Origin of the sequence: Bradyrhizobium sp. STM 3561, from assembly GCF_045571455.1 — a bacterium.
Classification (GTDB): domain Bacteria; phylum Pseudomonadota; class Alphaproteobacteria; order Rhizobiales; family Xanthobacteraceae; genus Bradyrhizobium; species Bradyrhizobium vignae.
Map to the genome: position 1 here is coordinate 593,145 of NZ_CP120695.1, position 16,058 is coordinate 609,202.

At 58.9% G+C, this 16,058-nt stretch carries 7 protein-coding genes and 1 pseudogene; 4 read left to right on the top strand and 4 right to left on the bottom strand.

Going from position 1 to position 16,058, the window contains the following annotated elements:
• Positions 1-1,045: 1,045 nt before the first annotated feature.
• Positions 1,046-1,423: an alpha/beta fold hydrolase gene (locus tag P6U28_RS02555; RefSeq protein WP_407121679.1), complete on the top strand. Its 378-nt coding sequence runs from the start codon at positions 1,046-1,048 to the stop codon at positions 1,421-1,423.
• Between the two features lie 117 nt (positions 1,424-1,540).
• A complete protein-coding gene (locus tag P6U28_RS02560; protein WP_407121680.1) occupies positions 1,541-1,696 on the top strand; it encodes a hypothetical protein in 156 nt (51 codons plus the stop codon).
• A 653-nt stretch (positions 1,697-2,349) separates the two neighbouring features.
• Here P6U28_RS02560 and P6U28_RS02565 read toward each other — a convergent pair.
• On the bottom strand, positions 2,350-5,418 hold the full coding sequence (locus tag P6U28_RS02565) for a GAF domain-containing protein (RefSeq protein ID WP_407121681.1): 3,069 nt from the start codon (positions 5,416-5,418) through the stop codon (positions 2,350-2,352).
• Between the two features lie 264 nt (positions 5,419-5,682).
• A complete protein-coding gene (locus tag P6U28_RS02570; protein WP_129145618.1) occupies positions 5,683-6,531 on the bottom strand; it encodes an SAM-dependent methyltransferase in 849 nt (282 codons plus the stop codon).
• A 992-nt stretch (positions 6,532-7,523) separates the two neighbouring features.
• On the opposite strand from P6U28_RS02570, the gene ltrA reads away from it, so the two are divergent.
• Positions 7,524-8,855, top strand: a complete 1,332-nt coding sequence (ltrA, locus tag P6U28_RS02575; RefSeq protein ID WP_164937182.1) for a group II intron reverse transcriptase/maturase — start codon at positions 7,524-7,526, stop codon at positions 8,853-8,855.
• A 588-nt stretch (positions 8,856-9,443) separates the two neighbouring features.
• Positions 9,444-12,818, top strand: a complete 3,375-nt coding sequence (locus tag P6U28_RS02580) for an AAA family ATPase (protein WP_407121682.1) — start codon at positions 9,444-9,446, stop codon at positions 12,816-12,818.
• 11 nt (positions 12,819-12,829) lie between these two features.
• On the opposite strand, the pseudogene P6U28_RS02585 reads toward P6U28_RS02580, so the two are convergent.
• Both P6U28_RS02585 and P6U28_RS02590 read right to left on the bottom strand, forming a co-directional pair.
• Positions 12,830-14,175: pseudogene (locus P6U28_RS02585) on the bottom strand (IS5 family transposase).
• Between the two features lie 180 nt (positions 14,176-14,355).
• Complete coding sequence (locus P6U28_RS02590; protein ID WP_122405003.1) at positions 14,356-15,816, bottom strand: patatin-like phospholipase family protein; 1,461 nt, start codon at positions 15,814-15,816, stop codon at positions 14,356-14,358.
• Between the last annotated feature and the right edge of the window lie 242 nt (positions 15,817-16,058).

A 16,058-nucleotide genomic window follows, 5' to 3' on the forward strand; every position in this document is an offset into this window, starting at 1 on the left:
ACCTATCGAAGTCAGGAATGTTTCAGTTCCAATAGCGTTAGGCATGCTAACGCATTTTGAGTTCCTTGATCACCAAACAATTTGCCGCTTGCGGGATCTTGATGATCTTGCTTGCGACCATATCCGTGGCGATCGTCGCGATCCGTGACGCGAATCGTATGGAGCGCCTGCTCTTAGCTGCCGTGATGCGGCTAACCATTTCAGACTTAGAGCGGCGGTTTGTACTCGCAGGAAGCGCACGCGGGAGAACATGATAGCACGGGACGCGCGGTCCATCGAAATGCGACTGCGCTTGGCGGGACCGCCGGGAGGACCACGAACAAAAAGAACAGCCTTGCAGGAGCAACGAACCGTCTTACGCGTTTAACGCCGCAGGGAAGCTGTGTACATCCAGAACAGTCGCAGCTATGGCGGACAGCCTTCCAACGCGTACCCCTAGTTCATCTCCGGATCACGAGTCGGAGCATCGCCGGGCAATCTGCGACGAGATCGGTCAGCAGCTTCGCGGGATCCTTGCCGACGATCTCACGCCACTACCATCGCGTCTGGAAGGCATGGTGGACCGGCTGACCAAATTGGACGGCGATGTAACGTTGATTGCGCCGGGTCGCCAGGACGATACGTCACCCCGACCGCGCCGGAATTTTGTGTCTGCGCTTTGGCAGGTCTTACGACACGGCCTCTAGGCGCGACCGCCCTCCTTGAGGATATTTCACCCGCACGTTTTCCGACTTTGCTCGCACCCTGGCTTGAACGAGGCAAATCGCACGTACGCATGGGCGCCTTTCTAATGCCAGTGCATTGGTAGCGCGCGCGATATCTGGCTTTCCCTTGGAAGCGGACGTTTGTGCTGCCCTCTAGGATGTCTCATTCGGGTCAACTGCGGATGCTGTCGCGCCAGGTTGGCACGGTTGCCCGCGAGGAGTATCTTCGGCTCTGACGAACGGGGCAAGTCCGGATCAGGTGTCTTATGGCCGCACCGGCAACTCATTGCGTCAAGAGCGGTGACGTTCACCTCGCCTATCAGGTCCTTGGAAATAGACCGTTGGATTTGGTATTCGTCCCGGGTTTCGTCTCGCACGTTGAGGCGAGCTGGCACGTGGCGGAACGCAGCGCGTTCTTCCGTCGCCTGGCATCGTTCGTCCGCCTTATCCTTTTCGACACGCGCCGCACCGGAACGTCAGACCGAGGATCGCAGATCTTCACCCTTGAGCAACGCATGCACGACGTGCAGACGAGTCTGGAGAAAGTCGGTTCAGAGCGCGCGGTTCTGTTTGGCGCATCCGAGGGCGGCGGCCCGTGTCTGCAATCCGCGCTCCGACCGCTCATCTTACATCGTATTGGAGACCGCTGGCTCGAGATCGAGCACGCGCGCTCCTTGCTTTTGCAACAACTACGTTGCCTTACAGGAGGTGTATCATGAAGACCGCACTTCTTATTGCAGCTATATTAGCTGTGGGTGTCGTATCAGCTGATGCTGGTCATAATCAGCGTCATGGTTCATCATCATTCCATAAAATAGCACCGTGTTGGATCAAGCATGGCGGCTGTTGGTGTTCCAGCAGGCGGTAGTCTTGGCGAGCAGTCTGCTTCGGCGCTTTATAGGCGGAATCTGCGCGACTCAGGCTACGATGCTAAGAAGAACTTTGATAAAGCTGGTCATATGTGCGTGTCCTGTGATTTTTACGGCAATTGACCAAGCTGGTGCTGTGGCGACTGAGAACGGGATAACAACAGGAGCAGCCGGGCAGGACGAACCGGGCCGGGTGTGCAAATAAAAGCCTTGCATTTTTTGAATACGAGCTTCGCCAAAAAATTGCCCCCAAAGACCATGATGGGGTTCCTGTCGGGGCTTTTTTGTTCGCCTGCCCCGCACTCAGCCATGCGTTCTTATTCGCGCCTGATGGAGTTGATGCCGATGTAACCGTCCGGTGCAGCTTGCGTTACTGATGTAGTAGACGCAGCATTGGTCATCTGCTTTGGCAGGCATTTGGGTCTCGCTTCTTTGCTTGCGTGTGCGTCGTCATTATTGTCTGCGGCATAAGCCGACCGCCCGCGTCAAAGACGCTCGTGGTGTTGGCGCTATCCCTACATCGGCGCTGTCCGGCTCGTGCGGAGACGGCTTGAGCCAGACGAGCCGATCACGGTAACCGGAACGCTGGGCGAGCACTGATTTAGGAAACTCCATAACGCAACCAAGGGGAACGGCTCATCCCAACGGGATGCCGATGGATCCAAAAGCTGACGGGCCGCGGGTTAGGCCACAAGGTCAGCTGCGGGCCCAATAGACGACATCTCGGGTTGGGCTCCTCGTCGGCGACGAGAATGTAAACGCTCAACTCGATTGCCTTATACTGCCACCATCCGCGGCAGGGTGATCGTGAACTCAGTACATGCTCCCGGCTCCGTTACGAAGGCGATCCTGCCGCCGTGTTGTTTGACGATGATGTCGTGGCTCATCGAAAGCCCCAGCCCGGTGCCTTCGCCGGGGGGCTTGGTCGTAAAGAAAGGGCTGAAGATCTTCGCTTTGGCCTCCTCCGGAATCCCGACGCCATTGTCGCGGATCCTAATCTCTACTTCGTTTGCCAGAGCTCTCGTGGTGGCGCTCAATGTCGGCTCGAAATCAGCGTCGGCAGCTTCCTTACGCTTGTGAGCCGCATAGATGCCATTGGAGATCAGGTTGAGGAGCACCCGCCTGATCTGCTGCGGATAAAGCTCCGCTGTTCCGGCGTTCGGGTCGAGGTCGCGTTTAAGTGTGATGCTAAAATCGGATTTCTCCGCGCGGGCGCCGTGATAGGCTAGGTTGAGGCTTTCCTCGACAATTGCATTGATGTCGGTCGGGCGACGTTCGCCGGCCCCCTCGCGGGAATGCAGCAACATGTTCTTGACGATGGAATCGGCGCGTTTGCCGTGCTGGACGACCTTGTCGAGGTTGCCCTTCAGCATGCGGGCAAGCTCGTCTACGTCTGCGCGGATCTTCTCATCGAGTTCCGCCTTTCCGAGCAGCTCGTTGAGCTCGCCGATCAATTCGGCGGACAGAGAAGAGAAATTGTTGATGAAATTGAGTGGGTTCTTGATCTCGTGCGCGATGCCGGCAGTGAGCTGGCCGAGGGATGCGAGCTTCTCGTTCTGCACCAGGCGGTCTTGGGCGGCGCGCAATTCATCGAGGGATTTGGCTAGTTCCCGGGTGCGAGCTTGAACCTCCTCGAACAAGCGGACGTTGCCAAGCGCGATCACCGCCTGATCGGCGAAGGTCTGCAGGAGCGTGACCTGCTTGTCACTGAAGGGCTGCACCTGGGTGCGGCGAAGTACGATCGCACCAATGCTGCCACCTTCGCTTAGCATCGGCACGGCGAGAAGGGTCCGGCAACCATCCTGTCGTGACATCGCCTGCGCAATAGGAAAGTTGACGCCTTCGTCCGAGAGGACGTCATGCAAGTGTATCGGCACCCGCTCGGCAATTGCGAGACCCGACACGGAGGTGCGGTCGTCGGTCCACGTCTGAGTTCCCATTCCGATCGGTCCGTGATGCGCGCGAACGACGAGATCCTGGTCCTCCTTCAGAACTACCACCGAATCATAGGCATCACAGAGCTCGCCGGCGCTCTCGACGATGGTGCGCAAGACGGGCTCAACATCGGTCGGCGACGAGGCGATCACCTTGAGAATGTTGGCACTTCCGGTCTGATAGGTTAGCGCCTCGGAGAGGTCGCGCGTCTTCGCCTGCACTTGTTCAAATAATTTGACGTTCTCGATCGCGATCACCGCTTGATCGGCGAACGTCGCTACCAGTTCGATCTGCTTGTCCTCGAAAGACCCGGCGGCGAAGCGAAACAGGTTGATGACACCGAAGGCGTGCCCCTCCCGGACGAGCGGCACACCAAGCGCGGCCCGCATGCCGATGAGCCTTTGTGCTTGCGGGCGATTGAAGTCGGGATCAGCGAGTAAATCCGGGACGTGAACGGGACGGCCATCAAGAATAGTTCGGCCGAAAATCGAGCCGCGGTCTGCCTTCGTCGTGTAGGTCTGGAAATGCTCGATCCACTCGGGTTTGCAGCCATAGGCGGCGGCGAGCCGGTAATTTCCCTCGTGCTCGTAACGGATCGTTCCAATCTCGGCGTCGCACAGCCGACAGGCTGACGAAAGCAGGGCATCCAGCACGGTCCGCAGATCGAACGCCGAGCGACTGATCACCTTGAGTACATCGGCGGTCGCGGTCTGCCGCTGCAAGGCCTCGCTTAACTCATGCGTCCTGAATCGAACCTGCTGGAACAGACGCGCGTTCTCGATAGCGATCACTGCCTGGTCGGCGAAGGTTTGCAGCAACTGCACGTGGTGATCTATGAACGATCCCGCTTCGAGCCGCGTCACGCTGATTAGGCCGATCGGCACATTATTGCTCATCAGCGGCGCGAGCAGCATGCTGCGGAAGCCACGTGCCCGAGCGATCTGCTTGATCTGGGAGTCTGGAAGCGTCTCGACATCGCCAATCTGAACCGGTTTGCCGGCCTGTGCGAGCCTGAACGGCTCGAAGCGGGCGACAGGAGTCGGAAATCGGGCCTTCAGCACCTTGTCGGCGGCCGAGCTAGTCGGCGTGAAGGCCGCAAGGTGCGCAATGTCGTCGACGAAGCGGAAAACCGCCGTCGAAAAGCCGCCGATCAGCTGCTTGGCGCTGCTCGCGATGGCGTCGAACACCGGCTGTACGTCGGACGGCGAGGAGGCAATCACCTTCAGGATGTCGGCAGTGGCGGTCTGCCGCTCCAGCGTTTCCCTGGTCTCGTTGAACAGGCGCGCATTCTCGAGCGCCATCGCTGCCTGGCCGGCAAAGCCCTGCAGCAGCACGAGCTCATCATCGGAGAACGGATCGAGCCGGTCGCGACAGACGATCAGAGCGCCGATCGCTTTGCCCTGGATACGCAGCGGCGTGCCGCACATGGTCCGGGTGCCGGCGGCCTTGGCGTGCGGCAGGCCGGGAAACTCGGCTAGATCGGGATTGAGATCGTCGAGATCCGGCACGTGGATTTGCCGGTTTCGACCGACCACCGCGCCGGGCATGTTGCGGTCGCCCGCGTTGACAGCGCTCGGCGGCAAGCCCGCGCGGAGGAGCTCGTCGCTCGCGCCGTACCGGAAGGCCTTGCCGCATTCGCCGTTCTCGGCAAGCTGGATCCAGACGCTGGAGGCCCCGATCAGCCGAACGGTAGTCTCCGCTATCTGTTCCAGAGCTGAGTCGGCGTCACCGGAGGTGCTCGCAATCATTGCCAGGATATCTGCGCTGGCTCTTTGGCAGTCCCGCGATTTTGCAAGCTCGCGCTGCAGGTGTTCGATCTCGACCGCGCTCGACTGGTTCTTCTGTTCTAGCTCGGCGATCCTGCGCGCAAGATCGGCGTCTTGAGACAGCCTGGTCATCGATAAATCCATATCGCCCAGCGCCCGCCGGCGCCGCGCTAAATTATCTAAAAACCCAATTACTCCGCGGTCAAGCTAAGCCGGCCAGCGATATCGTTGCAGATACTGGAACAAACGATCGAGTACCCTTCAGTTCCGGGCCACCACGTTCCAAGTCCGCTCAGTGTCAAATTGCGAAGAACTCAAGATGAGCAAATCTAGGCCGCCAAGTGACAATGAGCGAGCCTCCGTCAGACGAGGCGTTACGTCGCTGGTGGGCCAGAAGCCGACCACGTTTCAGTTAACCCGTTGACGTGCCCGCACGATATGGGCACCAGGTCCGAGCGCGATGCCTCGCCTTAGGACTCCGTAATAGTGCTGGGCTATTTCGCTGGCACCGAGATCTTCCACTACGTTAAACCCCACGCCGTGCAGCAAGTGGTGCAACTCGATCGGCTCGAACAGGCTGAGCCAAGGCTCACCTCGCGCGGCCGCCCTTTCTGCAGTTGCCACAATGCTGGCGCGGCGCTCAGCAGGATAATTCTCAAACGGTTCGGCATAATCGAAAACGACAGCAGCTTGTGGTAGCTCGGATATGAACTTCAAGGTGCACCAGACCGCATGCTTTGTCAGATATGGTACAACGCCAAGCCATTGAAAAAAAGCTGGCTCGTCCACCATGAAACCGACTCTCGTTAGACCTTCTGCCAGACTTTCTCGTTCAAAATCGATGGGCGCGAAGACAAGCGACGGCGGCTCGGACAGGCCCGCGGCCTTTATCCGATCGCGTTTCCATACCTGCGTTGCAGGGTAGTCGACCTCGAAAACACGAAGGCCTAAATCAGCATAGGGATTTCGCAAGGAGAATGTGTCGAGACCAGCACCCAGTACCACGACCTGACGTACGCCACGTGCAACGCAGTTTGCTATTGTGTCTTCGGAGAACCGGCTGCGTGCGGCTATGAATAAGCGCATTGGGCGCACGGAATCATCTCTTGCGATCTCGCTCAAGGACGCCGCCGTCTCCGGGTCTAGTATTCTCAGCGCAAACTGATCCTTGAAAACTGCCCCGCGTTCCAAGGTTTGGTGAATGGCGCGGTAAGCAGCTGCCCGCCGAGCGGTTTGACTTGGTTGTCCATCACGCATGACAATTTCGCCAGTCGTTTGGTGCTGGAACGCGCCTTGTAGCATGCCGGCGGCAAAAACTCACGTTGGCTCGCCCATCGACCTCCCAAGCGGCATCATATCGGCCCGGGGCCACGAGGTCTGCAACCTACCGTGCTAAGCTGGTGCCGCTCATGCAACCGCCCGATGGTCTAGCGCGTGTTCGCTCTTACCGCTCGGGGTGGGGGAGAATCAGCAGCGCCGCCTCGCAGCCACCTCGTAGGGGACGTGGTTGGCTATAGCCGACCGATGGGTCAAGACGAGCGCGGAACGCTTCGCCGGCTTAAGGTCATTCGGCAAAATCGCCGAGCATCATGGCCGTGTCGTCAAGACGACTGGAGACGGCATTGTCATCGAGTACCCAGCGCTGTAGAGGCTGTAGCCTGCGCGGTGGCCATTCAGCGAACGTCCCGGGCGTACTCTGAAAGCGTACACTTGGTGCCGGAATCAGGAGTAACACCGGGCAACGACCGCTTCGGGTGTGCGCCGTGAAAAGGCGGCGCTTTCCAGTGGGTGCAAGTCCCACCCGGCAAACGCTCCAGCCGGAAGCAATCGGAGCAGTCATGGAGGTAACGAAGTGGCTGAAGCCTTCGATTAGCGTGTCACGAATTGGTGACAGCGCGAGTGTGCAGGCCGTAACGCGAGTGAACGCCGAGCAAGCCTCGAAAAGGACGATGCGCAGGCCGACCCGACGACCCTTTCGGGGAAGGCTGATACGGCTGGGGGATTGAGCGAAGTAGTACGCCCAGCCGCTGCGCCGGGGTAGTGGCGACAGCATGTACACAAGGAAAGCGTACGCAACACGGGAGGCCCTACGACGTGGTCAGGGATGATCAACCGGACGCCCGCGAGGGACAGGCCGGGCGCCGTGGGGATGCGGAGAGGTTCGTAATACCGCTGAAGCCGGGTAACGCCGGGGGAGGGAAGGGACCTCAGTTCAAGACGAACGCAAGACGTAGTGAGGGACCTGGGGATTGGGCAACCTATCAACTCCGAAGAGTGTTCAGAAACTGCAGACGGCGTTGCACGCGAAAGCGAAGGCAGAAGCCGGCTACCGCTTTTATGCCCTGTACGACAAGATCAGCCGGGAAGACATCTTGGCCCATGCCTATGCCCAATGCCGCTCCAACAAGGGCGCACCGGGGGTGGATGGTCAGGACTTCGCGGACATTGAAGCGTATGGGGTGCAGCGGTGGCTTGGCGAACTGGCGCTTGCGCTCAGGCAGGAGACGTATCGACCGGACCCTATCAGAAGAGTGTACATCCCGAAGGCCAATGGCAAACTCAGGCCATTGGGCATCTCAACCTTGCGCGATCGGGTCTGCATGACGGCAGCGATGCTGGTGCTGGAACCGATCTTCGAAGCCGACCTTCCACCCGAACAGTACGCGTACCGTCCTAGGCGAAATGCTCAACAGGCGGTGGTCGAGGTGGAAGGGCTGCTGTTCCGTGGTCACCCGGAAGTCGTCGACGCCGACCTCGCGGACTACTTCGGGAGCATTCCGCATGCCGAACTTCTCAAGTCGGTGGCGCGCCGGATCGTGGATCGGCGCGTGCTGCATCTGATCAAGATGTGGCTGGAATGCCCTGTGGAAGAAACCGACGATCAAGGAAGGAAGACACGCACGACCGAAGCCCGGGACAACCGGCGCGGCATCCCGCAAGGTTCACCCATCTCGCCACTGCTGGCTAACCTGTACATGCGCCGGTTTGTGCTGGGATGGAAGATGCTCGGTCTCGAGCGAAGCCTCGGCACTCGCATCGTGACCTATGCCGACGATCTCGTGATCCTATGCCGGCGGGGCAAAGCCGAAGAGGCCTTGTCGCGACTGCACGAGATCATGGGCAAGCTGAAGCTGACGGTCAACGAGGACAAGACACGAATCTGCAAGGTGCCGGAAGAGGAGTTCGACTTCCTGGGATACTCGTTCGGACGGATGTACTCAGCGAGAACCGGCCAGGCGCGCCTGGGGTACCGGCCATCGAAGAAAAGCATCAAGCGTATGGTTGAGCAAATCCATGCGCTGACGGACCGAACGGGGACGTGGCAAGACACCACAGAGTTGGTGGCGAAGTTGAACCGCACGCTGCGCGGATGGGCGAACTACTTCAATGTAGGCACCGTCACCAAGGCGTATCGGGCGATCGACAACTACACCGCTGTGCGGTTGCGCCGGTGGTTGCGCATCAAACACAAGGTCAGGCGACGCAAGGGCGGGACCTATCCACTCTCGCACCTTTACGGGCACTTCGGGCTCGTACGTCTCACCGCACTTGGGCGCGACGTGCCGTGGGCGAAGGCGTGAGGCCTTGTCCGAGAGCCGGATGCGGAAGATCTGCCTGTCCGGTTCGACGAGCGGGATGTGGAAACGGAGTCACGGCTACACCACTAAGGCACCGCCAGACGAAAGGGGCGGCAACAGATATGTGCAGCCTAAAGCCACCGCGCCACATCTCGACTCCACCAAAAGAGCCGGTTTGAACGGCGCCGTGTCACTTCCGGTGTGCCCCGATCAGCAGACCATATCTGCGCCAAACCGAACTTCGCCATCGGGCCACAAGCGGAAGTATCCCAACCGCGCAAGTCTAGTCCTGTCTACTTCCAGAATCGGACACACATTCCAGCTCGGCTCCGAGCTCTCAAGCGTATGGGTCGATGCTTCAGGTGAGAAGCAAGTTGGCATCGACCGACGCTGGCGCAAATGGACGAGAATGTCATAAGCCGAACGCTTGCTCATCAGGGCATGCGAAGAGCTGCAAATCGCTCGGTTAGAACCGTGGCTATGCGTCGGCGTTTTGGCACCGAACGAGCAATTGCGCTCGTCGTGGCTTGATAAGTCGCTTCGCATGTCGAGCAAACGTGCTATTATCACGACAGAAGCCGTAGGTTCGCCATGACAGCTATTGCGGAATGGTTGGCATCGATAGGCTTGAGTGAGTACGCGGGGCGTTTCGCCGAGAACGCTATTGATCTTTCGGTCCTGGGCGATCTTACAGAGCAGGACCTGAAGGACCTTGGCGTCTTGCTGGGACATCGGCGCAAGATGCTTCGTGCGATTGCCGAACTTCGGGGCGATGTTCCTCCGGCAGCTCCGACAGGGAGCAAGAAGGTACCGCGGGAGGGCGCCGAGCGCCGTCAGCTCACGGTGATGTTTTGCGATCTAGTGGGCTCGTCTGCACTCTCGGTCCGCCTTGATCCCGAGGACCTGCGAGCGGTAATCGGCGCCTACCACGCTTGCATCGCTGAGATTATAACCAAATCTGAGGGGATCATCGCCCGGTATATGGGGGACGGCGTTCTTGCCTATTTCGGCTTTCCCCAGGCACACGAGGATGATGCCGAGCAGGCGATCCGAGCCGGGTTGGCGTTGGTAGATGCCGTCGCTAACCTGAAAACAGAAGCCGGCGCGGTGCTCCAGGTTCGCGTTGGCATCGCTACCGGAATGGTTGTAGTAGGCGAGTTGATTGGCGAAGGCGCTGCCAAGGAACAGGGGGTAATTGGTGAGACGCCGAATTTGGCCGCACGCCTGCAGGCGCTCGCAATGCCGGGCACAGTCCTGATCTGTGAGAGTACGCGTCGACTCACGGAGGGACAATTCGAATACCGCAATGTCGGCCCGGCTATACTCAAAGGATGGGTAGAACCGCTACCGGCATGGGAGGTGTTGGGAACGAGTGGGGTGGAAAGCCGTTTCCAGGCGCTGCACCAGACCCGATTGACCCCCCCAATCGGGCGTGACGAGGAGATAGATCTGCTGTTACGTCGCTGGCACAACGCCACGCGTGGTGAGGGCAGCGCTGTCGTGCTCACCGGAGAGCCGGGCATCGGAAAGTCGCACATCGCACAAGCGCTCGAAGAACGACTCAAGGAAACCGAACCGCACGTCACGCTGCGCCTCTTCTGCTCGGCGCACCACACTAACAGCGCGCTGTACCCGTTCATACGCCAACTCGAACGAGCCGCGCGTTTCGAGCGAACCGACTCGCCAGATGTGAAATTCGTCAAGCTCCAGGCTTTGCTGGCGCAATCCGGTGCTGCCGCAGACCAGATAGTACCACCTTTGGCAAACCTCCTATCCGTGCCTGCCGGTGATCGCTATCAGCTGCCAGATCTGAACCCACACAAGCGGAAGGAGATCACACTGGCGGCGCTTCTGATGCAGCTCAATACACTCGCGGCACGTCAGCCCGTCTTCATTGCCTTTGAGGATGCTCATTGGGCCGATCCTACGTCGCTTGAGCTCTTGACGCTTACACTGGAACGAGTACCGCAGCTTCGGGCGCTGGTGCTCATCACCGCGAGGCCGGACTTCATGCCCCCTTGGCCGGGTCATGCGCATGTGACGACGATTTCGCTCACCCGCCTGAACCGACGCAACGGTGCAGCACTGATCGAGCGCGTTACGGCCGGCAAGACACTCCCAAAAGAGGTCACGGACCAGATCCTCGCTCGTACGGACGGCATACCCCTCTTCGTCGAGGAACTAACCAAGACGGTGCTCGAAACAGGCTTGTTGCACGAGCAAGACGATCATTATGTCCTCAGCCGGCCACTGCCTCCGATGGCGATTCCGACGACATTACACGCGTCTCTCATGGCAAGGCTCGATCGGTTGGCCCCGGTGAGGGAGGTGGCTCAGATTGGCGCTGTGGTGGGTCGCGAGTTCTCCTACGAACTGCTGAGCATAGTCGCTGGATTGCCCAGAGAGAGACTTGACGAGGCGCTTGGTCAGTTGGTTCGATCAGAGCTGATATTTTGCCGAGGCGAGATACCCCGGGCGGTTTACACCTTTAAACATGCGCTCGTGCGAGATGCTGCCTATTCGGGACTTCTGAAGAGCCGGCGCGCGGCGCTGCATGCCATGATTGCGGATGCCTTCGAGCGGCATTTCCTGGAAATCGTGGAAGCTCAACCGGAAACAATCGCGCATCATCTAACCGAGGCGGGACTGTTTGAAAAGGCGACGGGATATTGGCTGCTGGCAGGCAGGAAAGCCGCCATGCGCTCCGCCAACCTCGAGGCCATTGCTCAGTTGGAGCGGGGTATCGAGACCACTATCCACTTGGCCGATGGTGAACGAAAGGACAGGTTGGAGCTTGATTTTGCAGTCGCGCTGGGACCCTGCCTGATCGCTACCCAGGGGCCCGCTTCCAACAAAGCGGTGGCAACCTTCGCTCGCGCGCGGGAGCTGTGCGAGCGCCTCCGAGATCCCCCTGAACAATTGCAGATTATGTTCTGGTTGACTACCGCGAGCGTCATTCGCGGCGAGTTGCCGGTTGCCCAGGAAACGATCGCGGCACTGCTTCATCTCACCGAGACGCGCGGCGATCGGCCAGCGCTGCTCAATGCGACCCGCGGTCAGGCCATGATTCGCCTTTTCATGGGACGTCTCACCGATGCCCGTGAAGCTATCGAGCGCGCGGTTGCGGAGTTCGAGGCAAGCTCTGAGGATGACAGATTGGCCGCCCGAGCAGCCGGTCAGGATGCCGGAGTAGCTGACCTTGCGCTGATGTCATGGGTTCTCTGGCTGCTCGGTCACTTTGATGCAGCTAGCGCACGCGTGGATGCCGCCATTCAACGCGCCGACGTCATCAATCATCCTCACTCGCAAGCGTATGCCTGCTACTATGCTTCTGTTCTCCACGCTCTTCGCGGCGAATTGTCGCGCGCGCAACGCTATGCGGACCGCTGTCGCAGCTTGTCGGAGGAGCATGGATTCCGCCAATGGCACGGGCTGGCGCAGGCCGTCCGTGGCATATGCGTGACAATGCTTGACCCCTCCTCCAGCGCCGTCGAGGAGATCCGAGCTGCAATGGACGAATATCGTGGCGCGGGTTACCAACTGGGAATCACGGCGCTATATGTGCTGTTGTGCCCGGCTTTGCTGCTTGGACAGGATTACGAGACTGCGATGGCGCTTATCGAGCGGGGCCTGACGACAACCACTCGCAATAGCGAACGGATATTTGAAGCCGAGCTGTATCGATTAAAAGCGCGTACCTTGATGCTTCGCGGTTCAAGAGATGCCGGAACCGAGTTGCTCCAAAAGGCCTTAACGACGGCAAGTGCCCAACGGGCCAAAGCTCTTGAACTCAGAGCCGCAATGGATCTTGCCGCCGTCTGGGTGGAGGAAGGCGACCGTGAAGAAGCGATCAAGGTCCTCACGCCCGTCTACGACTGGTTCACCGAGGGTTTTGAGACGCAGGACCTCAAGCAAGCACGGGCTCTGCTCGATCAACTGCGGTCTACAAGTGCAAGACCGCGATAGTTCGTCGTCCGTTAAGAAGCCGATTGCAGCGGTGAGCGGTCGCTGATGGCTGCGATGAGGGTGGCCAGGAAGAGGCACCAAAGAACCCTCAGCCAGGCGAGGATGCGGCGGAAGTTGTGACCGACGGCAGAGAGGATGACGTTGGCGGCATCGCCGGCGCGGCCTTTGAGGTAGCAGCGGCCGAGGTGACCATCGGCCTTCAGGTGTCCGATGACGGGTTCGATGGCGGAGCGGCGGCGCAGCTCGCGCTTGATGATACCGAAGACGCCGCGCTTCTGGCCGGAGATGAAGACACGGCGCGGGTTCTGCGCGTCATGGCCGCGGTATCCCTTGTCGACATAGGCCCGCTCGATCGGACAGCCGGTGAGTGTCTCGGTGCGGTCGATGACGTCCCGCAGGGTGTGACCGTCGTACGGGTTATCGGGTAGCGCCCTGGCGTGCAGCACGAACAGGCCGCCGGGAGCACGGCGGTTGTTGGTGACGATGGAGGCTTTGACACCGAACTCGTAAGGCGCGGCTGCTTTGCCCTTGCCGATGCACTCGACCTCCGGAGCATGGAAGGAATACAGCTTCCAGCCGCGCTGGCGCTGCTGCTGCGAGCGGATCTGCGCGGCCCGGCTGAGCGGCAGGGCGAAGGCGTTCTCGAGCACGGCCTGAGCTTCGATCTTGCGGCGGATATCGCGGATGATCCGGCCCAACCGGCTGCGCAGGATGCGCAACTGCCGCTGATGCCGTTTGAATTGCTTGGCATGGGCGTAGCGGGAAGCCATCATGGCCGCGGTCTTGGCAATGCGAAGATAGGACTGCCGCAGCCTGATCCCGTGCTTCCTCGCCAGACGGTTGAGCCCCTTGATCGCCGCGTGCAGCAGCTTGGCATCGGTCGGGAAGGTGATGGCCTTTGGCTGCACCGTGGTATCGACTGTGACCCGCTTGAGGTCTTGGCCGCGTAACGCGCCGGCCTCGTGCGCCACCCGCAGGCTCTCGGCCAGCAGCAGTTCCAGCTTGTCGCCGAGCCGCTTGCGCCAGTGGCTCAGGTCCGAGCGCTCGTGCGGGAAGGCGTGCTGGAAGAACTCTTCGCCGGTGAAGTACTGGAAATATGGGTCGTGGACCCAGCGCTCGCAGACCCCTCATCGGACAGGCCGTAAATGTGCTTGAGCAGCAGCAGCCCGATCACGAAGCGGGTCGCGATGCCGGGCCGGCCGTTCTCGCTGTAGAGCGGCGCGATCTCGCCGTCGATCCAGTCCCAATCGACCTTGCCAGCGAGCTGAACCAGCTCGTGCTTCATGTTGATGATCTGGTCCAGCCTGGCCCGGAACAGATCGCCCGATCCCGTCGTCCTGTGCTTCTTCGGTCGCATCGCCACCTCCGATGCGGCCACCGAATCATGTCTGGCGATCGACGGAATCCTGAAAATGAAATTGCAAGGTTCCGATGCCCGAAGCATCAAAACCCTGCAATCCTAAAACACCCCGCAACCACAAATGCGATTCCAGCTCAATCGCTTAGCCGCTCTTCACGGATGACTAGTTCAGATCTGCTAACTCTCGGCGAGCGCTTTCTTCAGCTTTTGATAGTCATCGCGAATTCGTCGCCAATCGGCATCTTGCTCGGGTCTTTCGTTGATGAAGAGCGGTTCTCCAGGATGGGGTGTATCCTTGTTTTGGCGATATTGCTTGATCGCTTGTTCCGCAGACTCTCGCCCCAGCTTTCGCCCATTGTCCAGGTTGCTGTGATTCCATTTGAAGTTGATGTGCCCGGGGACATGAATTTCGACAACCGTGCCATTCCATACGTCGCTTGAACTGTGAACTTGCGAATCTTTGGCCTTCGAATTCTTAGTCTTCGCAGCATTATTCTTCGAAGCCTCAGCTCTTGTTTTCTTGTAATTCTGATCCTCCGCAGTGTTGTCTTTCGATGCGTCGCATTTCCGTTTGTCGTACCGGACGTGGTATTTGAACAGCTTCACGTCATCTTCGCCGACCGACGCTGCAAACAATTGGCAGAGATTTGCCAGCGCATCGTGAAGATTGTCCGGCTTTCGGATTTGTTTGGAATCGACAATCCGGCTAATCCATATTTCATCGAGCTTTTGCCCTCTCACCTGGAGATCGAGCAGTCCCTCGAAATTGACCGTATCCACCAAGGCCCCTTCGCAGTAGGTCGTTCCATCGATCTCCACGGTTTCTTCGATGAAGGGAAGAGCCGAGCACGCGCATAAGGACTGTGCGGTGATAGGGCCGCCGTATCTCTTCTTTATGCTTTCGTCGGTCTTGTTCAGCACCGGCATCGGACGATTTGCGAAGAACGTGAGCTCGTGACGATCCAGATCCCACGCGTTGTGAAAGATTAGGGGTTTCTTCTCCGCGTCGTCGCGACCGGATGGGGACAGCCGGTCGAATTTGATCTTCTTCATGAACTCGCTCTCCGGGTAGTTTATTCTGGAGAGTCCGTTGAACTTGGACAGGTACATCAGGGATGTCAGATAGCGGATGAAGGGATTAGGAGCCATCACCTGGTTGAGTATCCATCGATTGAGATCTCCTTCGTCCAACCTCTTGAAAGATCTTCTTTCACCGGTCGGCAGTTGATCCATTACAATTGACAGGGATTCCTGGACGTAATCGAAGATCCTGTAGGGCTGCCATTGAAAGTCCTTATAATTTTTGGGGTCAGTAACGAATTTGTTGAATGCGTCTATGTTGCTGCGCCAATCCGGCCCGAACACGGTGTTTATCGGGAAGCGCCTGTAGCCCTCATCGTCTCGAAATACGCCATCTCGGAAGAATTCGTAGGTTTCTTCGACCTTACCTTTAGCATTGGGTTTGTCTGATTGGTTGTAGACGATACCGACCCATGCACCGATGCAAGACAAAGACCATACGTCGAAATGCAGGTCGGGCTGATTGGCAAGGGCTTCCAGAACCCCGATGTGCAGCCCCGCTGCCGGCCCACCTCCACCGAGCGTAATTGCTCTACGCGGCTCTCCGTTGGTTGGCATTTGAATTCTCCCTACGCATTACTGTCGACGCTCCAATCAAGTTCTAAATTCCGCAACTGGCCGCAGATTAGTTCGTTTTCAAGCAATTGTGAAGTATATGCTGTGAGCGGGCAGGTTGTGATGGAAATCGAATACGGCAGCCGACCTGACGCAGAGCGGTGTAGATCACTCCTATCTTGTTCTTACCGAACGATCGGCGGGCCTGCTGGCTTACCCCTTTTTAGTCCCATCGCCCCATGATG